Consider the following 19603-nt stretch of genomic DNA (forward strand, 5'->3'; position numbering starts at 1 on the left):
ATCAAGCCTCGCCTTTCTCGTCTTTACCTATCAGCAGTTTGGTGTCGCTCAGATACATATGGCGCGGCACTTGCAGGTTGTCCGGCGCAGGCTTGTTCTTGAACACGCGGCCAGCCATGTCGAAGGTGGAGCCGTGGCAAGGGCACAGGAAGCCGCCTTCCCAGTCATCGGGCAGGGACGGTTGCGGGCCAGGGGTAAATTTCGAGGAAGGGGAGCAGCCCAGGTGGGTGCAGATGCCGACGGCGACGAGAATTTCAGGCTTGATGGAGCGCCATTCATTCATGCAGTATTCGGGAGTGAATTCGGCGGGGTTGCGTTTCGAATCGGCGTCGGCGACTTTGTCGTCGGTTTTCTTCAGCGACGCGACCATGTCGGGCGTGCGCTTGATGATCCAGACCGGCTTGCCGCGCCATTCGACGGTGCGCATTTCGCCGGGTTGCAAGGTGGTGATGTCTACTTCGACCGGCGCGCCAGCCGCTTTCGCGCGCTCCGACGGCTGGAAGGTGCTTACCAAGGCTCCCGCGGTTGCCAATCCAACTACACTGCCCGCCGCGCACGTGGCGACGAGCAAGCCGCGACGGCCTGAATCGACCTGCTTTTCGTTACTCATGCAAACCCCAATCAGTCAAAATGCGAATCTTTATTATGAGTGGCAGCCGCGAAAAACCCGTCGCCGAAGCTCTATCCCACTGTTTGCCGCAACCCGCATCTTTGTGCGGTAAAGTGACAACATCCCTGCGGAACTTCGGCCAATGGCGCAGCCCGTGCCAGTTTCTTGTTGATTATCCGGAAGCGAAAAAGCCGCTTCTGGCAACCGCAAATTATAAGTGAAGCAAACAACGAATAAAACAAAAACGTTGCTTGTACCATAATTTATATACTTTTGCAGGAGGTGGCTAGTTCTTTCGAACTAGATGCGCGCGGCTGTACCAGAATGGCTCGCGCACGCAACCGCAAGTTGGTGACGATGGGAATCAATAGTATGATCGGCATGTTTTTATATACATCCGAAGGAGAATAATTCATGGCAATGATGCAAGAATTTAAAGAATTTGCAATGAAGGGCAACGTCGTCGATCTGGCGGTCGGTGTCATTATCGGTGGCGCCTTCGGCAAGATTGTCGATTCCTTGGTGCAAGATGTGATCATGCCGCCCATCGGGCGCATTTTCGGCGGCCTCGATTTCGCCAATTACTACCTGCCCCTGAATGGCCAGGCCACGACCATGACGCTGGTGGAGGCGAAAAAAGCGGGCGCCGTGCTGGCCTACGGTAATTTCCTCACCATCTTGCTGAATTTCATCATTCTCGCCTTCATCATCTTCCAGATGGTGCGCCTGATGAACAAGGCCCGCCGCGCCCAGCCTGCCGCACCGGCGGCCCCGCCGGCGACACCGGAAGACATCGTGCTGCTGCGTGAAATCCGCGACTCTCTGCAGAAGAACGGACAGAAAAGCAACGATCTGGCAAAATAAGCCGGACCGGCACCGGGCCGGCTGACCTGGACAGAGAGCCTTATGCGACGATTTTGGTTGTTGTTTGCGCAAACCGTGACCATCGCGTTGGCGCTGTACTTTGTGTATGGCGCGCTGCGCCCGGCCAGCCGGGTACAGCAACTGGGTTCGCCGGCGAAACCGGTGCCCGTGGTGGAAACGGCGTCCAGCAGCCTGGCGCCCGGTTCCTACCGCGACGCCGCGGCGCGCGCCATGCCCGCCGTGGTCAACATCCTCACCATGCAGGTGCCCAAGCGCGGCGCCCATCCGCTGGCGCGCGACCCCTTCTTCAAGCGCTTCTTCGGCGACCGCGATCCCGGCCTCGATGACGACGACGACCTGCGCAACAGCCTCGGTTCCGGCGTCATCGTCAGCCATGAAGGCTATGTGCTGACCAACAACCACGTGGTCGAAGGCGCCGACGAAATCGAAGTGGTGCTGACGGACGGCCGCAAGGCGCCCGCGAAGATCGTCGGCCTGGACCCGGAGACGGACCTGGCCGTCATCAAGATCGACCTCGACAAGCTGCCCGTCATCGTCCTGGGCCAGTCGGAACTGGCGCGCGTGGGCGACGTGGTGCTGGCCATCGGTAACCCGTTCGGCGTGGGCCAGACGGTGACCATGGGCATCATCTCCGCGCTGGGGCGCAACAATCTGCACATCAACAGTTTCGAGAATTTCATCCAGACGGATGCGGCGATTAACTTCGGCAACTCGGGCGGCGCCCTGGTCGATACGCGCGGCAACCTGATCGGCATCAACACGGCCATCTATTCGCAAAGCGGCGGCTCCGTCGGCATCGGCTTCGCCATTCCCGTCTCGACGGCCAAGACGGTGATGGAAGCCATCATCAAGGATGGCCACGTGGTGCGCGGCTGGATCGGCGTGGAAACGCAGGACATTACGCCCGAGCTGGCGCAAAGCTTCGGCCTGCAGCGCAGCAGCGGCGCCATCATCGCCGGCGTGGTGCGCAACGGCCCGGCAGACAAGGCGGGCATCGTGCCCGGCGACATCCTGCTGGCCGTCGAAGGCAAGCCCGTCGGCGACACGACGGAAATGCTCAACCTGATCGCCCAACTGCCGCCCGGCGGAAAAGCTAAAATGACGGTGCTGCGCAAGAATCGCGAAGCGGCGCTCGACGTGGTGGTGGGCAAGCGCCCCATCCCGAAAGAGCTTTCCAAATAGTTGCTGATCGGAAGCTGACCCATGCATGTGCGTGACTTGACCCAATTTTTACGTGAACTGAGCGAAAACAATAACCGTCCCTGGTTTGTGATGAACAAGCCCCGCTACGACATCCTGCGCGAGGAATTTCTCGCGCTGGTGACATCGCTGATAGGCGAGCTGGGCAAATTCGACCCCGCCGTCAAATACTGCAATCCGAAGAAGGCCTTGTTCCGCATCAACCGCGACGTGCGCTTTGCGCACGACAAGAGCCCGTACAAGACGCGCTTTTCCGCCGCCATCGCGCCGAATGACATGCGCCGTCCCAGCAAGGCGGGCGGCCCCACGTATTATCTGCAGATCGATGGCCAGGGTCATTTGCTGTTCGGCGCCGGCGAATACATGCCGCCGCCAGGCCGCCTGAAGGCGCTGCGCGAGCACATGGTCAACGATGCGCCAGGGTTTTCCAAAGTGCTGAAAAATAAGCGCCTGAAGGCCCGCTACGGCACCATCCAGAACGAGGGCAAGCTGCAGCGTCCGCCCAAGGGCTTCGATGCGGATGCCGAACATATCGAATTCATCAAGCTGAAAAGCTTTTTCGTCTGGACCGAGGTGCCGCTGCCCGTGAATGCGCCGGAACAATTGCTGCCGGCATTGACGGAAGGCTTGAAGGATGCGTGGCCGCTGGTCGAGTGGATGCGCGGCGCGCAGGAAGCGGCGGAAGAAGCCGCCTGATCTTAAGGGGAGAGCGGATATGGCATTGGCACATGCGGCATCGGGCCAGGTGATCGACGTGCAGGGGGCGGCAGGGGAAGACCTGTCGCAATTTTCCGCCATCGCCCTGGCCAAGACGGATGAACTGGAATTGATCCGCATGTGCATGCCCAAGGGCAAGACCATGCCCGAGCATCATGTGCTCGGCGAGATCACTTTATTGTGCCTGCAGGGCCAGGTGGCGGTGGATGCGCATGGCGGCGTGCACGTGCTGGGGCCGGGGCAGATGCTGTATTTGCACGGCGGCCAGGCGCATGCGCTGGAAGCGCGCGACGACAGTCTGTTGCTGCTGACTATACTCATGCACAAGGCGGGGCGCTAAGGCCTCAGCCAACCTGCGGCGCAACGCGGGTCGCGGCCGCCGATGCTCACCGGCCCGGCGTCGCCGTGCATTCGTCGCGCTGCGCTTCTCAGCCCGACGGGGGCGCCGCGCCCCATATCCGCCCGCGCCGGTTTTGTCAGGCCTGGTGCATACCCGTATATTTACTCAGGCCGCCTCGGCGCGCGGATCGCGCGACAGCAGCTGCTGCACCATCACGTGCGGCAAATCTCCATCGAACAGCACGCCGGCCACGGCATTCGTGATCGGCATCTCGACGCCCATGCGGCGCGCCAGTTCGCGCACGGCCTTGGCGCAGGGCACGCCTTCGGCCACATGGCCCAGTTCGGCCACGATGGTGTCCAGCGCCTTGCCTTGCGCCAGGCCCAGGCCGACGCGGCGGTTGCGCGACAGGTCGCCCGTGCACGTCAGAATCAAATCGCCCATGCCCGTCAGGCCCATGAACGTTTCCGTCTGGCCGCCCAGGGCCGTGCCCAGGCGCGTGATTTCCGCCAGGCCCCGCGTGATCAGGGCGGCGCGCGCATTCAGGCCCAGGCCCAGGCCGTCGGCCACGCCGGTGGCAATCGCCAGGACGTTCTTGACGGCGCCGCCCACTTCCACGCCCACCAGGTCGTCGCTGGCATACACGCGGATGGTGCCGCCATGCAAGGCCGAGACGACGCTGGCGCGCAAGGCCGGGCTGTGCGAGGCGATGGTCAGCGCGCACGGCAGGCCGCGCGCCACTTCCTGCGCGAACGAGGGGCCGGACAGGGCGCCGCCGGCGATCTTGTCGCCCAGCACTTCCTGCACGATCTGGTGCGGCAGCATGCCCGTGCCGCCTTCAAAACCTTTACAGAGCCACACCAGGTTGGCGATGGCCTTGTCTTGCAACTGATGCAGCATGGGCCGCAAGCCCGCCACGGGACAGGCGGCGATCAACAGGCCATGCGCGCCGCCGGCATGCGCCACGGCGGCGTCGAAATCGGCGCCGATGCGCAATTGCGGCGGTAACGCGAAACCCGGCAAATAGCTGTTTTCGCCGCTGGCGGCCATGGCGGCCATGGCGTCGCCGTTGCGGCCCCACAGCAGCACGTCGTGGCGGCCGGCCAGGGCCATGGCCACGGCCGTGCCCCAGGCGCCGGCGCCCAGCACGGTGATCGGGCGGGGAGCCGCCTTGGCGGCAGGGACGGCATCGGGGGTGACTTCAGGAGAAACTTGCATGCAACCTCAAACGGGCAGGGGAAACGGGTGCGGCGGGCGCGTGCTTACAGGCCCCACACTTCGCTGGTCTTGACGTAGCCGCTCAGGCCATCCTTGTGGCGCACCTTGACCCAGCCGGAACCCGGCTGTTCGCTCATTTCCAGCAGCACGCCCTTGTCGACGAGGAGGATGGCGGAGGCGGTGTCGTCGGGGCTGGCGCGAACCTTGAGGTTGGCGGCGCGCGCCACGACGTTGCGCTTGGCGGACAGGCCCTTGGCTTCGGTCCAGGCCATTTCGCCGCTGGCGTCGCGCACCTTGACCCAGTCGCCATAGCTGAGCACCACTTCCAGCGGCATGCCGCGTGGCGCCACGTACAGCTTGCCACCCTTGGCGGACGGCGCGTCGTACAGGATCACGGGGGCCACGCCCACCGTTTTGAAATCGACGGCGTGACTGGCGGCGGTCGCCAGCAGCAGCACGGCACCGGCCATCCAGCGGAACTTGCTCAAGAGCGCACTTTTCAACATGATATTTTTGGACCTTAACGAAACACGGCGGCCAGGCCGCCGTTTCTTACCCGCAGTATAGAACAGTCACACAACCGCCGCGAGCGGCAGTGCATGGTGGCCGAGAAGCGCGGCTGTGCCAGGGCACAGCGCGCATCACGACTTGCCAGGCGCGCCGCGCAGCAGGTCAGGTGAGCTGTTCTTAGTGCGTTTCGCTGGCTGCTGGAGCTGCGGCAGCGGCGTCAGCAATAGCTTGCAGACGTTGTTGGTAGAACACTTCGAAGTTGATCTCGGCCAGGTGCACTGGCGGGAAGCCGGCACGGGTGATCACGTCGGCGATGTTGGCGCGCAGGTAAGGGTAGATGATGTTCGGGCAGCCGATTCCCAGCAGTGGATCGAGTTGATCAGCAGGAATGTTGCGTGCTTCGAAGATACCAGCTTGTTTGCCTTCAACCAGGAAAGCGACTTTTTCGCCGACCTTGGCCGTCACGGTGATGGTCACGGTGGCTTCAAAGATGCCGTCGGCCAGAGGCGCGGCGCCCACGTCCAGGGCAACTTCGATCGCTGGCGCTTCTTGTTCCAGGAAAATAGCTGGGGAATTTGGTTGTTCCAGCGACATGTCTTTCAGGTAGACGCGTTGGATTTGGAAGACTGGTTGCAGATTTTCGTCAGACATGGAACGCTTTCGTTGTAAAGGACAAGAACGGCACACCGTTCAAATATGGTGCTTGCGGTATTCAAACCGTGCCGGATAGGCACGGCCAGAGCAGGTGCGAGGGCAATTGTATCAAAACAATACGACAAAAAACCAAGCAATTTCTCGAACCCGCTTTATATCAGGCTGCTGTGCCGTTTAACAAGGGGTCCAGCTTGCCGGCTTGATCAAGCGCATACAAATCGTCGAAACCGCCCACGTGGGTATCGCCCACATAGATCTGCGGCACCGTGCGGCGGCCCGTGCGTTCCATCATCTTGATGCGCTCTTCCGGGTCGAGGTCGACGCGGATCTTTTGCACGGTCACGCCCTTGGCTTCCAACAGGCGCTCGGCGCGCACGCAATACGGGCACACGGCGGTGCTATACACAATTACTGGGACAGTCATGATGATTCCTTAGGTTAGTGCTGGCGCAGGCTTACTTGGCCAGCGACAAGGTTTTCAATGGCAAACCTTGTTTCTTCCACTCGTCGAGGCCGCCTTCCAGGCTCGTTGCCTCAGCGAAACCGGCTTTGCCCAGCAGGCCGACGGCCGTAGCCGAGCGCGAACCTTTCTGGCAAACCACTACAATGGGGCGCGTTTTGAATTTTTCCAGCTCGCCCAGGCGTTTTGCCAGTTCCGGCAGCGGAATGTTTTTCGCGTCAGGCAGATGGCCCGTGGCGAATTCTTCCGCGCTGCGCACGTCGACGATGATGGTCTTGCCACGGTTGATCAGTTGCGTGACTTCCAGCACGGTCGCGCGCTTGCCGCGCATCGACAGCAGTGGCCAGAGGAGGGCGCCGCCGGAAATAATGACGATGGCAAACAGAAAAATGTGGTCGATAATGAATTTCACGTAGGGTCCAATGGTTTAAGTCAATCCGCGCATTATAAAATAGAAGCTGGACGAGGTCTTTTTACGTTTTGCTTTTTTGATTTGAACCCCTTGAGAAGATAGAACTATGTACAAAATCGTTTTCATGCGTCACGGCGAGTCCACCTGGAACCTCGATAACCGCTTCACCGGCTGGACCGACGTCGATCTGACGGAAAAGGGCGTCAACGAAGCCAAGGCCGCCGGCCAGATCCTCAAGCAGGAAGGTTTTACGTTCGACGTGGCCTACACTTCCGTCCTGAAGCGCGCCATCCGCACCCTGTGGCTGGCGCTCGACGAGATGGACATGATGTATCTGCCGATCAAGAATGACTGGCGCTTGAACGAGCGCCACTACGGCGCCCTGCAAGGCCTGGACAAGGGCGAGACGGCGGCCAAGTATGGCGACGAGCAAGTGCTGGTCTGGCGCCGCAGCTACGACACGCCGCCGCCGCCGCTGGCCGAAGACGACGACCGCGCCTCGTTCAACGATCCGCGCTACGCCGGCCTGCCGAAAGCGTCGATTCCGCTGACGGAATGCCTGAAGGACACCGTGGCGCGCGTGATGCCGGCCTGGGACGAGGAAATCGCCCCGGCCATCCGCGCCGGCAAGAAGATCATCATCTCGGCCCACGGCAACAGCCTGCGCGCCCTGATCAAGATGCTCGATGGCATCAGCGACAGCGACATCGTCGGCCTGAATATCCCGAATGGCCAGCCGCTCGTGTATGAACTGGACGCCGACCTGAAACCGATCCGCCACTACTACCTGGGCGACCCGGCAGCGATCGCGGCGGCCCAGGCTGCCGTGGCGAACCAAGGGAAGGCCAAGTAACTTTGTCGTCTCTCTTCCGCGGCACAGCCATCGCCCCCTCTGCTGAACGACCCCTGCCGGCGTGGCGCGCCGCTGCCCTGCTGTGCGCGGCCCTGCTGTTGTCCAGCGGCGCTGCGCAGGCCGCCAAACCCACCGAACGCAGCAAGCAGAAGGCGGCTGCGGAAGCACAACGTGCTGGATTGCAACAAAAGCTGACGGCGCTCAAGCGCGACATCAGCCGCACGGAAAGCGCCAAGGACGATGCGGCCGATACCCTGGCCGAGTCGGAAGAGGCCATTTCCAATGCCAACCGCGCCTTGCGCGACCTGGCGCAGGAACAGACGCAGACGGGCGTCAAACTGGGCGCGCTGGGGCAGGAGCACCAGCAGCTGACGGCCACCGTCGAGAAACAGAAGACGCAGCTGTCCAAATTGCTGCGCGAACAATATGTCGCCGGCAATGAAGACCGCATCAAGCTGCTCTTGTCCGGCGATAACCCGAACCGCATCAACCGCGACCTGCAATTCATGGCGTATGTGTCGCAGGCGCAGGCGCGCCTGCTCGACGCCTTGCGGGCCAACTTGCTGGCGGTGGAAAAAAACCAGGCGGAAGTGCAGAACGCCAAGGATGAGCTGGAAGAGATCGCGCAGGAAGAGCGCGACCAGAAAGCCCTGCTGGTGCAGGAAAAGGCGCGCCGCGCCGCCTTGCTGACGAGCTTGTCGCAGCGCCTGGTGGCACAGCGCAAGGAAGCGGGCAATGTCGAACGCGATGAACAGCGCATGGGCAACCTGGTCGACAAGCTGGCAAAGCTCATCGAAGAGCAGGCCGCCGCCGCCGCCGCGGAAAAGAAACGCCAGCAATTGCTGGCCGAGCAGCGCGCCGCCGCGAAAGCGGCCGCCGACGCCAAGATCGCGGCGGAAAAACGCGAACGCCTGCTGGCCGCGCGCGCCAAGGCGGCCCAGGCGCAGGCCGAGCGTGAGCGCATTGCTAAAGAGCAACAGAACAAATCGGGCAAGATCAAGCCGCAGACGCCGCCGCCGCCTCCCGTGAAACTCGATCCGATCGATGACGACGAACCGCCGCAAGTGGCCAAGGTGGCGCCGAAACCGGAACCGGCGGCGCCGCCCGAGCCCGAGCGTCCAAGCCTGGGCCCGGCCGCGCCGGCCGGCGCCTTTGCCAGCCTGAAAGGCCAGCTGCGCGCGCCCGTGGCGGGCAAGATCGCCGCCCGCTTCGGCAGCAAGCGCGGTGACGGTCCCAGCTGGAAGGGCGTGTTCATCCGCACGGGCGAAGGCAGCGAGATCCATGCCATCGCCGCCGGCAGGGTCGTGTTTTCGGACTGGCTGCGCGGCTTCGGCAACCTGATCATCGTCGACCACGGCGGCCAGTACATGAGTATTTATGGCAATAACCAGTCCCTGCTGAAACGTGTGGGCGACGCCGTCAAGGGCGGGGACGCCATTGCCAGCGCCGGCAACAGCGGCGGCAACGAGGAATCAGGGCTATACTTTGAACTGCGTCATCAGGGCCGCGCCTTCGATCCAGCCAGCTGGGTCAAGTTTTAAGTTCCCACCATTGCTGCGGCAGCGAATTTGTAAATTGCGAAGAATACATGGGCATCAAAGTCAAAAATATCGGCCTGATCGGTCTGGGCGTGCTGGCCGGCATCGGCATGTCGCTGCAGTTCCCGGCCGTGGCGCAGAAAATCACGAATACCCCGCTGCCGCTCGACGAGCTGCGCCAGCTGTCGGACGTCTTCGGCCTGATCAAGACGGATTACGTCGAGAAGGTGGAAGACAAGAAGCTGCTGACGGAAGCCATTTCCGGCATGGTGTCCTCGCTGGACCCGCATTCCGTGTATCTGGATAAAAATGCCTTCAAGGAAATGCGCGAAAGCGTGCAAGGCAAGTTTGTCGGCATCGGCATCGAAGTGAGCATGGAAGACGGCTACGTGAAAGTCGTCTCGCCCATCGAGGACAGCCCCGCCGCCAAGGCCGGCATCCAGGCGGGCGACCTGATCACCCGCCTCGACAATATTCCGCTGAAAGGCTTGCAGCTGGAAGAAGTGATCAAGAAGATGCGCGGCCAGCCCGGCAGCAAGCTGGTGCTGACCATGTCGCGCAAGGGCGAAAGCAAGCCGCTGGTATTCCCCATCGTGCGCGAGGAAATCCGCGTGCAGAGCGTGAAGGCCAAGATGGTCGCGCCCGGCTATGCCTGGCTGCGCATCGCCCAGTTCCAGGAACCGACTGTCGATGACATGGTCAAGAAGATCAACGCGCTGTATGCGCAAGACCCCAAGCTCAAGGGCCTGGTGCTGGACTTGCGCAACGATCCGGGCGGCGTTGTGCCGGGCGCCATCGGCGTGGCCACGGCTTTCTTGCCGGGCAACTCCGTCATCGTCTCGACCAAGGGCCAGTTGCCCGAATCGAAGCAGGTGTTCTATGGCCGCCGCGAATTCTATGCGCCGCCGGGCGCCAAGGCGGACCCGCTGGCCAAGCTGCCGGCCGCGCTGAAAACCGTGCCGCTGGTGGTGCTGGTCAATGCCGGTTCCGCTTCCGCCTCGGAAATCGTCGCCGGCGCCTTGCAGGATTACCAGCGCGCCACCGTCATCGGCACGCAAACCTTCGGCAAGGGTTCCGTGCAGACCTTGCGCCAGATCACCGCCGATACGGCCGTCAAGCTGACGACGGCCCGCTACTACACGCCGAAAGGCCGCGCCATCCAGGCGCGCGGCATCGTGCCCGACCTGCTGGTCGATGAAACGGCCGAGGGCGATGGCTGGAACAGCCTGCGCATCCGCGAGGCGGACCTGGAAAAGCACTTGAGCAGCGACGACGGCAAGCCGGAAGCGGCCAAGCCGACGATGGAAGGTATGCACGAGCAGCTGGAAGAAGAGCAGCGCCTGATCGCCACGGCGAAAAAGCGCAAGCCGCTCGAATACGGCGCCAAGGATGATTTCCAGCTGCAGCAAGCCTTGAACCACTTCCAGGGCCTGCCGGTGCAGCTGGCCAAGGCCGAGGCCAAGGGCGAGAAGATCAGCGCCAAGCCGGAAATCGCCTCCGACATCAAGGCCGACGATAAAAAGATTCCCGTGCAGAAGCCGTGATGCTTGATTCAATGCCAATGCCGCGGTTAGACGGGGACGCCGAGTCCCGGCGGGTCTGATCCCATGAACGATCAGCAACTGCTGCGCTATTCGCGCCACATCCTGTTGGACGAGATCGGCATCGAAGGCCAGCAAGCCCTGCTTGACGCCCACGTGCTGGTGATCGGCGCGGGCGGGCTCGGCTCGCCCGCGGCCATGTACCTGGCTTCGGCCGGGGTCGGCAAGCTGACCCTGGTCGATGACGATACGGTCGATCTCACCAATCTGCAGCGCCAGATCGCCCACACGACGGCCCGCGTGGGCCAGCCGAAAGTCACATCGGCGCGTGAAACATTGCTTGGCATCAACCCCGAGATCGATATCATCGCCTTGCAGGAGCGCGTCGACGACGCGCGCCTGGCCGAACTGGTCTTGTCGTCCACGGTGGTGCTCGACTGCACGGACAACTTCGCCACGCGCCACGCCGTCAACCGTGCCTGCGTGGCGGCCAGGGTGCCGCTGGTATCGGGCGCCGTGATCCGCTTCGACGGGCAAGTGAGCGTCTTCGACCCGCGCACGGGCACCCAGCCCTGCTATTGCTGCCTGTTCCCGCAGGAGCAGCAGTTCACGGACGAGGCATGCTCGACCATGGGCGTGTTCGCGCCGCTGGTCGGCGTGGTCGGCGCCATGCAGGCGGCCGAGGCGCTGAAACTGGTGATGGGCGCGGGACAGTCGCTGGCCGGGCGCCTGCTGCTGCTCGACGGCTTGCACATGGAATGGAGCAGCATGCAGGTCGCGCGCGACCCTGGCTGCGCCGTCTGCGGCGAAGTGGTCTTGTCGCTCTGAAAACCCGCCGCAGAATTTTTTCCCCATATGACAGGCTTTGTCATATTTCCGCTTTATACTCTGCACTCATTACTCACCTTCTTCTCTCTTTCTTATGCAAAACGCAGCAAACCATCCGACACGCCAGCGCCGCGCGCGTGGCTTCACCCTGATCGAAATCATGGTCGTGGTGGTGATCATGGGCATCCTGGCGTCGCTGGTGGTGCCCAAGCTGATCGCCCGCACGGGCGAATCGAAAGTGGCGGCGGCGAAAGTCGACATTTCCACCGTGATGCAGGCCTTGAAACTGTACCGCCTGGATAACCAGCGCTACCCGACCACCGAGCAGGGCTTGCAGGCGCTGATTGAAAAGCCGACGACCGGCCCGGCCGCGAATGGCTGGAAAGCGGGCGGCTACCTGGAAAAGATGCCGAAAGATCCATGGGGTAATCCTTACCAGTACCTGTCGCCGGGCGTGAAGGGCGAAGTCGACATCATTTCGCTGGGCGCCGATGGCCAGCCCGGCGGGAGCGGCGACGATGCCGATATCGGCTCGTGGGAACTGTAAGTTTTTCTTTCCATGACCACCCTCGGCAAGCAGCGCATGGCGTCCCGGCAACGCCGCGGCGGTTTTACGCTGATCGAATTGCTGGTGGTGATGGTCATCATCGGCGTCACCCTGGGCCTGGTGTCGCTGAACGCCATGCCGAATGGCCAGCAAGCCTTGCAAAAGGAAGCCGAACGCATCGCCCTGCTGCTGCAGCTGGCGCGCGATGAAGCCATCGTGCGCAGCCGGCAAGTGGCCTTCGAGGCCGATGAAAATCAATACCGTTTCCTGGTGCTCAATGAAAAGCTGTGGCAACCCGTGACGCAGGACGACTTGCTGCGCGAGCGCGCCTTCAGCAATACCCCCATGCTGCTCAGCGTGCAGCCGTCGAACAGCGTGGCGCAGCCGCTGCGCATCATCTTCGGCCGCGAACCGGTGGACAAGCCGTTTGTCCTGACCCTGGCCAGCGGCGAGCGCAGCGTGGCCATCCGCGCCGACGGCATCGGCCATTTCACGGTCGAGCAATGATGCGCTTCCCGGCTCACCGCCGCCAGCGCCACGCGCAGTGCGGCTTTACCTTGCTCGAAGTATTGGTCGCCCTCGTCATCGTCGGCACGGCCCTGGGGGCGTCCCTGCGCGCCGTCGGCAGCCTGACGCAGAACAGCGATGGCTTGCGCAGCGCCATGATGGCCACCTGGTCGGCGGAAAACCACCTGGTGCGCCTGCGCCTGGCAAAGACCTTCCCGCAGACGGGCAAGCGCACGGTCGACTGCCCGCAAGGCGACCTGAAACTCATTTGTGAAGAGGAAGTGGTGGCCACGCCGAATCCCCGCATCCGGCAAGTGCGCGTCAACGTGTATGACGCGCAATATCCGGCCCGGCGCATCGTGCGCCTGGTCCTGCTTTCGTTTAACGACTGATGGCGCGCCGCCCGCTTTCCGCCGCCGGCTTCACGCTGATCGAGCTGCTCGTGGCGATCGGCATCCTGGCCATGGTCGCCGTGCTGGGCTGGCGCGGCCTGGACAGCATCGTGCGTTCGCGCGAAGTGCTGACGAGCCAGCTGGAACAGGCGCGCGGCATGCAGCTGGCGTTTGCCCAGATGCAAAGCGATTGCGACCACCTGGCTGGCGCCGGCCTGAACAACAATCTGCTGAATGGCCGCACCAACCTGTCGGCCGAGAACGACCGCCTGACCCTGGTGCGCCTGGCCGCCTCGGAACAGGAGCCGCAACAGTTGCAAGTGGTCACTTACCGCCTGAACGGCGGCGTGCTGACGCGGCGCGAGTCGAACGGCACGCGCGACCTGGCCGTGCTCGACACCCTGTGGCAGGCGGCGCGCGACGACACGGACACCTCCAGCGCCGACGTGCCCCTGATGCGGGGCGTCGAGAGCATGGTCATGCGCGGCTGGAGCAATGGCGCCTGGAACGTGCTGACGGCCGGCGCCACCATCTCGACGCAGGTGCCGGGCCTGGAAGTGACCTTGCAGATGCCGGGCCAGGATGCGGGCCTGTCCAAAGTCTTTTTGCTGGGGCCGGGATGAAGCGCTTTTCACTTCCTGCGCGCCAGCGCGGCGTGGCCGTCATCACGGCATTGCTGCTGACGGCGCTGGCCATCACCGTCGTCGCCAGCCTGTTCTGGCAGCAGCAGGTGCAGGTGCGCTCGATGGAAAACCAGCGCCTGCGCCTGCAGACGCAATGGGCCATGCGCGGCATGGTCGATTTCGCCCGCTTCTGGCTGCGCCAGGACAATCCCTCGCTGACGGCGCTCGATGGCGTGTGGGCCACGCCCATCGAGGAAGCCCGGCTCGACGATTACGTGGACCGCGAAAAGGTCGACACGGAAAAATTCGACGCCACCGTCTCGGGCCGCGCGCTCGACGCGCAGGCGCGCTTCAATATTGTCAACCTGATCAATGCCACGGGCGGTGTCAATACGGGCAATGTGCAGGCCTATCAGCGCCTGCTGTCGAACGTGCAGCTCGATAGCGGCCTGGCGCAGGCGACGGCCGATGCCGTGCTGCGCGCGCGGCCGAAACCGCGCACCGCCAGCAGCGACAGCGATGGCAAGACGGCTAGCCCGGCAGCGGGCGGCAGCAGCGAGCCGGTGGCGTTTACGCAAGTGGAGGATTTGCTGGCCGTGCCCGGCTATACGCCGCAGATGATCGAAAAACTGCGCGACTTCGTCATCGTGCTGCCGGAATTGACGCCAGTGAACGTGAATACGGCGCCGGCCGAAGTGCTGGCGGCCGTGACGATGATGTCCCTGTCCGAGGCCAGTGCCCTGACTTTGAGCAATCCGCGTAAAAAGTTTGTTGATTTGGCAAACTTCAAGAATAATATTGATGCGAAGCAAGTGATCGAAGGTGTCGAGCTCGACGTGAAGAGCCGCTACTTCCTCACCGTCATCCGCGTGCGGCTGGACCGTGCCGCCCTCGATGCCGTGGCGCTCGTCAATCGAAAAACGGATCCGCAGCGCACCACCAGCCTGGTCTGGTTGCGGGAAAATTAACCCTGAAAGCGAGTCACTTTGACAACTTTGTATATCCGGCACCCGGCCAAGGCGTCCACCGACAGCGCACCTGCCTGCTCCTTCGTGCTGGCAGGCGACGGCGGCGCCTTGCTGCAGCAGGGTAGCGCGGCGCTGGGCAGCCTGGGCCAGCTGATCGCCGGCGCGAAGCAGGTGGTACTGCTGCTGGCCGCCGCCGACGTGACCCTGCTGCGCCTGAAAACCCCGCCGCTGGCCGGCGCCCGCCTGCGCGCGGCCTTGCCGGGCCTGGTGGAAGAACACATCCTGGGCGACGCGCACGATTGCCTGCTGGCCGCCGGCGCGCCCGATGCGGGCGGCATGCGCACGGTAGCCGTGGCGCAGCGCGCCTGGGCCGAGGTCCTGGTGCAAGCCTTGCTGGCGCAGGGCGCGCGCAAGGTGGCGCTGCTGCCATCGCAGCTGTGCCTGCCGTTGCAGCCGGGCGGCGTGGCGGCGTCCCTGCAGCCGGCCGGCGCCAGCCTGGAACTGGCCTTGCGCCAGGCACCGCAGGAGGGCCTGGGCCTGGTGCTGCCGGCGCAGCCGCAGCAGGCGCTGCTGACGACGCGCGCGTTTGCCGGCGATGTGCCCCTGACCTTGTACGTGCCGCAGGCCGAGCTGGCGCAGTACCAGCAGCTGGCCGCCGGCATGGACGGCGTGACGGTCGAGCCCGATCATTGGGCGCACTGGATCGCCGGCGCCCGCAGCGCGCCGCTGGACCTGGCCAGCGCGCTGGGCACGGCGTCAGGTGCGGCGGCCGACTGGCGGCGCTGGCGCTGGCCCATCCGCCTGGCGCTGCTGACGGTGGTCGTCAACCTGGCCGGCATGAATATCGAATGGATGCGCTTGAAGCGCGAGGCGGCCACCGTGCGCACCTCGATGCAGCAAACCTTCAAGGCCGCGTATCCGAACGAAGCGCCCGTGTATGGCCTGGAAGCGGAGCAGATGCGGCGCAATATCGCAGCGGCCAAGCTGCAGGGCGGCCAGGCCAGCATGGATGACTTCACCAGCATGAGCGCGGCGCTGGGCGAGGCGCTGGGCGGCCTGGCCGGACGCGGCGTGGTGGCGTCGCTGGAGTACCGCGATCGCAGCCTGATCGTCAAGCTCAAGCCGGACATGGTCGACGCCAGCGCCCAGGCGCAGGTGCGCGACGGCCTGGCCGCGCGCAAGCTGGCCTTGAATGAAACGGCGCCGGGAGTGTGGAAAATCAGCCTGGCCACGGGAGCAAAAGCATGAGTACAGCAGTGAGCAAGGCGCGCGCCGCGTGGGCGGGGCAGCAGCAGGCCGTACAGGCTTTCTGGGCGGAGCGCACGCAGCAGGAGCGCAAGCTGCTGGCCATCGGCGGCGTGGTGGCGGGCCTGGCCCTCGTCTACGCGGTGTTTTTCGAGCCGGCATGGACGGGGCGCATGGAATTGCAAAAGAGCTTGCCCGAGCTGCGCCAGAATGCGGCCCAGCTGCAGGCCCTGGCGCGCGAAGCGGGCGAACTGGCGCGCCAGGCGCCCGTGCAGGTGGCGCCGATGAGCCGTGCCAGCCTGGAAGCGTCGCTGAAGGCGCGTGGATTGACGCCGCAATCGCTGTCGATGACGGGAGAATACGCGCGCGTGCAGCTGAACGGCGTGCCGTTTGCCAGCGTCATGCTGTGGCTGGACGGCTTGCGCCGTGACGGCCGCATCGCCGTGCAGGAAGCCACCATCACGGCGCAGGACAAGGCAGGCCAGGTGAACGCCACCTTCAGCCTGCACCAGAGTCCGGGCGCGACGCGATGATGCGCCTGCTCGGATGGCTGCTGGCCATCGTCGTCAGCGTCTGCCTGACCCTGCTGGTATTTTTCCCGGCCGGCTGGGTCGCGGGCATCGTGGAAAAGCAGACGGGCGGGCGTTTGACCTTGGGCGACGCGCAAGGTACCCTGTGGCGCGGCTCGGCCTTTATTGGCGGGGCGGCCAGCGCAAATGGCGCCGTGACGCCGCTGCTGCCGGGGCGCTTCAGCTGGCGCATTTCGCCCTCGGTGCTGTGGGGATCGGTGGACGTGGAATTGCAGAATCCGCAGGCGCTGTCGCAGGCCGTGAACTTGCGCGGCGGCTGGTCGCACTGGCAGGTCAGTCCGGCGGCCCTGCTGCTGCCGGCCGATGGCCTGGGCGGCCTGGGCGCGCCCTTGAATACCGTGGCGCCGACGGGCAGCATGCGCCTGTCGTGGAGCACCCTGGAGCTGGCCCTGGAGAAGCAGCAGTTTTCCGCCATCGGCCGCACCACCTTGCAGATGACGGACATGGCGTCGCGCCTGTCGTCCTTGCGTCCGCTGGGCAGTTATGAACTCGATTTCGATTGGCAGGGGCAGCAGGCGACATTGACACTGCGCTCCATCAAGGGACCGCTGCTGCTCGACGGCAGCGGCAGCCTGAATCAGGGGCGCATGCAGTTTTCCGGCCAGGCCCAGGCCGCAGCAGGATATGAAGAGACCTTGGCGAGTTTGTTGAATTTGCTGGGACAGCGCCGTAGCAATAGCGAAAAAAACATCATCGCCTTAGAGTTTAGACAATGAAAAAACCATCCGTGAGCCCAAATACCTCCTCCTTCTCGCTGCGCCGCCTGTCGGCTGCCGCCTTGCTGTGCTGTTCCGTGGCCGGCATGCCGGCGCCCGTCTGGGCCGCGCCCGGCGATGAAGCGGCGCTCAACTTCGTCGGCGCCGACATCGAATCGGTGATCAAGGCGGTGGGCCATTACACCAACATCAACTTCGTCATCGATCCCCGCGTCAAGGGTACGATCACGCTGGTGTCGGAAAAATCCATCAGCAAGACGCAGGCCTTCGGGCTGCTGGCCTCGGCCTTGCGCCTGCAGGGCTACGCGGTGGTGTCCGGCGACGGCTACGCGAAAGTGGTGCCGGAAGCGGACGCCAAGCTGCAGTCCGTGCCGACCCAGGTGGGCAATGGCAGCAGCCAGGTGAAGGGCGACCAGATCGCCACCCAGGTGTTTTACCTGAACTACGAATCGTCGGCCAACCTGCTGGCCGTGCTGCGGCCCCTGATTTCGCCGAATAACACCATCAACGCCAATCCGGGCAACAACTCGCTGGTGATCACCGACTACGCGGATAACCTCAAGCGCCTGGCGAAGATCATCGCCGCGCTCGACGTGCCCGCCTCGACGGACCTGGACGTGATCCCCGTGCGCTATGCCATCGCCTCCGACCTGGCGTCGATGGTGAACAAGCTGATGGAAGGCGGCGGCGCCGGTGCCGGCGCGGTCGGCGACACGGGCAAGGTCTCCGTGCTGGCCGACCCGCGCACCAATTCGCTGGTGCTGCGCGCGCCATCGGCGGCGCGCGCCAACCTGGCCAAGTCGCTGATCTCGAAGCTGGACCAGCCCACCACGCAGCTGGGCAATGTGCACGTGGTGTACCTGAAGAACGCGGACGCCACCAAGCTGGCGCAGACCCTGCGCTCGGTGGTGACGTCGGACGGCACGGCCGCCTCGGCGCAGCAGCCGGGCAGCAACAGCCTGAATAACAACCAGAACAGCCAGAACAGCAGCAGCGGCATGAACAGCACTGGCCTGGGCGGCAATACGCAAAGCGGCACCACGGGCGGCGCTTCGCTGAGCAACGGGCCGCAGCAGCTGTCCTCGGGCGGCGCGGCCGGTTTCATCCAGGCCGATGCCTCGACGAATACCCTGATCCTGACCTGCAACGAAGCCGTCTACCGCAACCTGCGCGCCGTGATCGACCAGCTCGACGTGCGCCGCGCCCAGGTCTACATCGAGGCGCTGATCGTCGAAGTGACGTCGGCCAAGGCCTCGGAATTCGGCGTGCAGTGGCTGGGGCTTTCCGGCGACAGCACCAGCAACTACCGCGTGGGCGCGCTGCAGTCGTTCGCCTCCGGCACCAACAACAATATCGGCGCCCTCGCCACGGGCGGCGGCAAGACCTTGCCGACGGGCGGCCTGACCCTGGGCATCTTCAAGCAGATCAACGGCGCGCTGGGCCTGGGCGCGCTGGCGCATGCGCTGGAATCGGACGGCAACGCCAACATCCTGTCGACGCCGAACCTGATCACCCTGGACAACGAACTGGCGACCATCAAGGTGGGCCAGAACGTGCCGATCCTGACGGGCCAGTACACCAGCACGGCCGGCACCAACACGAATCCGTTCCAGACCATCGACCGCAAGGAAGTGGGCCTGACCCTGAAGGTGCGCCCGCAGATTTCCGAAGGCGGCACCATCAAGCTGGGCATCTATCACGAGACGTCGAGCGTGGACAAATCCACGGCGTCGGCCGTCAGCGGCATCACCATCAACAACCGCGTGATCGAGAACAATGTGCTGGCCGACGATGGCCAGATCATCGTGCTCGGCGGCCTGATCGAGGACAGCACGGGCGACAACGCGGAAAAGGTGCGCGGCCTGGGGGATATCCCCGTGCTGGGCAACCTGTTCAAGTACCAGACGCGCGAGCGCAAGAAAACCAACCTGATGATCTTCCTGCGCCCCGTCATCGTGCGCAACAAGGAGCAGAGCGGCAGCCTGGCGGCCGACCGCTACGACTACATGCGTTCGGCCGAGACGGCCGCCGTGCCGGCCACGGGCAACCTGATGCTGAAAGACCTGGGCACGCCGGTGCTGCCAGCCCTGCAGGATGGCCAGCCCGTGGGTGGCAACATGGTGACGCGTCCCGTGCCGCCCGCGCCGACGCCGCCGCCAGGCGCGCCGGCCAATGCGGCCACGCCGCCGCAGTCGATGCTGCAGCAGTACCAGCAGCAACAGGCACAACCACAGCCGCAGAAGTGATCG

Annotated in this window: 23 protein-coding genes; 17 read left to right on the forward strand and 6 right to left on the reverse strand. The window is 64.0% G+C overall.

The genetic code is table 11. The features are described from left to right. Nucleotide 1: 1 nt before the first annotated feature. Nucleotides 2-610, reverse strand: a complete 609-nt coding sequence (petA, locus tag ACZ92H_RS11980) for a ubiquinol-cytochrome c reductase iron-sulfur subunit (RefSeq protein ID WP_092798641.1) — start codon at nucleotides 608-610, stop codon at nucleotides 2-4. Nucleotides 611-1024: 414 nt separating this feature from the next. Here petA and mscL point away from each other — a divergent pair, with 414 nt between their 5' ends. From mscL to ACZ92H_RS12000, 4 genes are read left to right on the forward strand one after another with little or no spacing between them, the layout of a single operon-like run. Continuing rightward, nucleotides 1025-1474: a large conductance mechanosensitive channel protein MscL gene (mscL, locus tag ACZ92H_RS11985; protein WP_131374531.1), complete on the forward strand. Its 450-nt coding sequence runs from the start codon at nucleotides 1025-1027 to the stop codon at nucleotides 1472-1474. Nucleotides 1475-1516: 42 nt separating this feature from the next. Next, on the forward strand, nucleotides 1517-2677 hold the full coding sequence (locus tag ACZ92H_RS11990; RefSeq protein ID WP_465049498.1) for a Do family serine endopeptidase: 1161 nt from the start codon (nucleotides 1517-1519) through the stop codon (nucleotides 2675-2677). A gap of 21 nt (nucleotides 2678-2698) precedes the next feature. After that, complete coding sequence (locus ACZ92H_RS11995; RefSeq protein ID WP_131374529.1) at nucleotides 2699-3391, forward strand: DUF2461 domain-containing protein; 693 nt, start codon at nucleotides 2699-2701, stop codon at nucleotides 3389-3391. Nucleotides 3392-3410: 19 nt separating this feature from the next. Beyond that, nucleotides 3411-3752 (forward strand): cupin domain-containing protein, encoded by a 342-nt coding sequence (locus ACZ92H_RS12000; protein ID WP_465049499.1) that lies wholly within the window; start codon nucleotides 3411-3413, stop codon nucleotides 3750-3752. Nucleotides 3753-3917: 165 nt separating this feature from the next. On the opposite strand, the gene ACZ92H_RS12005 is transcribed toward ACZ92H_RS12000, so the two are convergent. From ACZ92H_RS12005 to ACZ92H_RS12025, 5 genes are all read right to left on the reverse strand, one after another. Then, nucleotides 3918-4970: an NAD(P)H-dependent glycerol-3-phosphate dehydrogenase gene (locus tag ACZ92H_RS12005; protein ID WP_465049500.1), complete on the reverse strand. Its 1053-nt coding sequence runs from the start codon at nucleotides 4968-4970 to the stop codon at nucleotides 3918-3920. Between the two features lie 44 nt (nucleotides 4971-5014). Continuing rightward, nucleotides 5015-5476 carry an SH3 domain-containing protein gene (locus ACZ92H_RS12010; protein ID WP_465049501.1) on the reverse strand — a complete coding sequence of 154 codons (462 nt, stop codon included), beginning with the start codon at nucleotides 5474-5476 and terminating at the stop codon, nucleotides 5015-5017. A 181-nt stretch (nucleotides 5477-5657) separates the two neighbouring features. Beyond that, nucleotides 5658-6131, reverse strand: coding sequence for a protein-export chaperone SecB (gene secB, locus ACZ92H_RS12015; RefSeq protein ID WP_034783580.1), 474 nt, complete (start codon nucleotides 6129-6131; stop codon nucleotides 5658-5660). A gap of 160 nt (nucleotides 6132-6291) precedes the next feature. Next, the gene (grxC, locus tag ACZ92H_RS12020; RefSeq protein ID WP_034783579.1) at nucleotides 6292-6558 is read right to left on the reverse strand and encodes a glutaredoxin 3; all 267 of its coding nucleotides are present in this window, start codon (nucleotides 6556-6558) and stop codon (nucleotides 6292-6294) included. 31 nt (nucleotides 6559-6589) lie between these two features. After that, entirely contained in the window at nucleotides 6590-7006 is a 417-nt protein-coding gene (locus tag ACZ92H_RS12025; protein WP_046681994.1) for a rhodanese-like domain-containing protein, read from the reverse strand. 106 nt (nucleotides 7007-7112) lie between these two features. Between ACZ92H_RS12025 and gpmA the strand changes: the two genes are divergently transcribed. From gpmA to gspD, 13 genes are all read left to right on the forward strand, one after another. Beyond that, nucleotides 7113-7859, forward strand: coding sequence for a 2,3-diphosphoglycerate-dependent phosphoglycerate mutase (gpmA, locus tag ACZ92H_RS12030; RefSeq protein ID WP_034753030.1), 747 nt, complete (start codon nucleotides 7113-7115; stop codon nucleotides 7857-7859). 77 nt (nucleotides 7860-7936) lie between these two features. Beyond that, nucleotides 7937-9400, forward strand: a complete 1464-nt coding sequence (locus tag ACZ92H_RS12035; protein WP_465049554.1) for a murein hydrolase activator EnvC family protein — start codon at nucleotides 7937-7939, stop codon at nucleotides 9398-9400. Nucleotides 9401-9447: 47 nt separating this feature from the next. Further along, nucleotides 9448-10941, forward strand: coding sequence for a S41 family peptidase (locus ACZ92H_RS12040; RefSeq protein ID WP_465049502.1), 1494 nt, complete (start codon nucleotides 9448-9450; stop codon nucleotides 10939-10941). 63 nt (nucleotides 10942-11004) lie between these two features. Beyond that, nucleotides 11005-11766 carry a HesA/MoeB/ThiF family protein gene (locus ACZ92H_RS12045; RefSeq protein WP_465049503.1) on the forward strand — a complete coding sequence of 254 codons (762 nt, stop codon included), beginning with the start codon at nucleotides 11005-11007 and terminating at the stop codon, nucleotides 11764-11766. Nucleotides 11767-11860: 94 nt separating this feature from the next. Then, nucleotides 11861-12313, forward strand: coding sequence for a type II secretion system major pseudopilin GspG (gspG, locus tag ACZ92H_RS12050; RefSeq protein ID WP_131374517.1), 453 nt, complete (start codon nucleotides 11861-11863; stop codon nucleotides 12311-12313). 12 nt (nucleotides 12314-12325) lie between these two features. Further along, entirely contained in the window at nucleotides 12326-12820 is a 495-nt protein-coding gene (locus tag ACZ92H_RS12055; protein ID WP_465049504.1) for a GspH/FimT family pseudopilin, read from the forward strand. Beyond that, entirely contained in the window at nucleotides 12820-13212 is a 393-nt protein-coding gene (gene gspI, locus ACZ92H_RS12060; RefSeq protein WP_465049505.1) for a type II secretion system minor pseudopilin GspI, read from the forward strand. The genes ACZ92H_RS12055 and gspI overlap by 1 nt, the downstream gene beginning before the upstream one ends. After that, nucleotides 13212-13835: a type II secretion system protein GspJ gene (locus ACZ92H_RS12065; protein WP_131374513.1), complete on the forward strand. Its 624-nt coding sequence runs from the start codon at nucleotides 13212-13214 to the stop codon at nucleotides 13833-13835. The genes gspI and ACZ92H_RS12065 overlap by 1 nt, the downstream gene beginning before the upstream one ends. Further along, nucleotides 13832-14803 (forward strand): type II secretion system minor pseudopilin GspK, encoded by a 972-nt coding sequence (gene gspK, locus ACZ92H_RS12070; protein ID WP_465049506.1) that lies wholly within the window; start codon nucleotides 13832-13834, stop codon nucleotides 14801-14803. The genes ACZ92H_RS12065 and gspK overlap by 4 nt, the downstream gene beginning before the upstream one ends. Before the next feature lie 18 nt (nucleotides 14804-14821). After that, entirely contained in the window at nucleotides 14822-16051 is a 1230-nt protein-coding gene (gspL, locus tag ACZ92H_RS12075) for a type II secretion system protein GspL (protein ID WP_465049507.1), read from the forward strand. Further along, entirely contained in the window at nucleotides 16048-16581 is a 534-nt protein-coding gene (gene gspM, locus ACZ92H_RS12080; RefSeq protein WP_465049508.1) for a type II secretion system protein M, read from the forward strand. Before gspL ends, gspM begins: the two co-directional genes overlap by 4 nt. Beyond that, a complete protein-coding gene (locus tag ACZ92H_RS12085; RefSeq protein WP_131374507.1) occupies nucleotides 16578-17354 on the forward strand; it encodes a type II secretion system protein N in 777 nt (258 codons plus the stop codon). The genes gspM and ACZ92H_RS12085 overlap by 4 nt, the downstream gene beginning before the upstream one ends. Next, nucleotides 17351-19600: a type II secretion system secretin GspD gene (gene gspD, locus ACZ92H_RS12090; protein WP_465049510.1), complete on the forward strand. Its 2250-nt coding sequence runs from the start codon at nucleotides 17351-17353 to the stop codon at nucleotides 19598-19600. Before ACZ92H_RS12085 ends, gspD begins: the two co-directional genes overlap by 4 nt. Nucleotides 19601-19603 lie beyond the last annotated feature (3 nt).

The organism is Janthinobacterium foliorum (assembly GCF_978021625.1).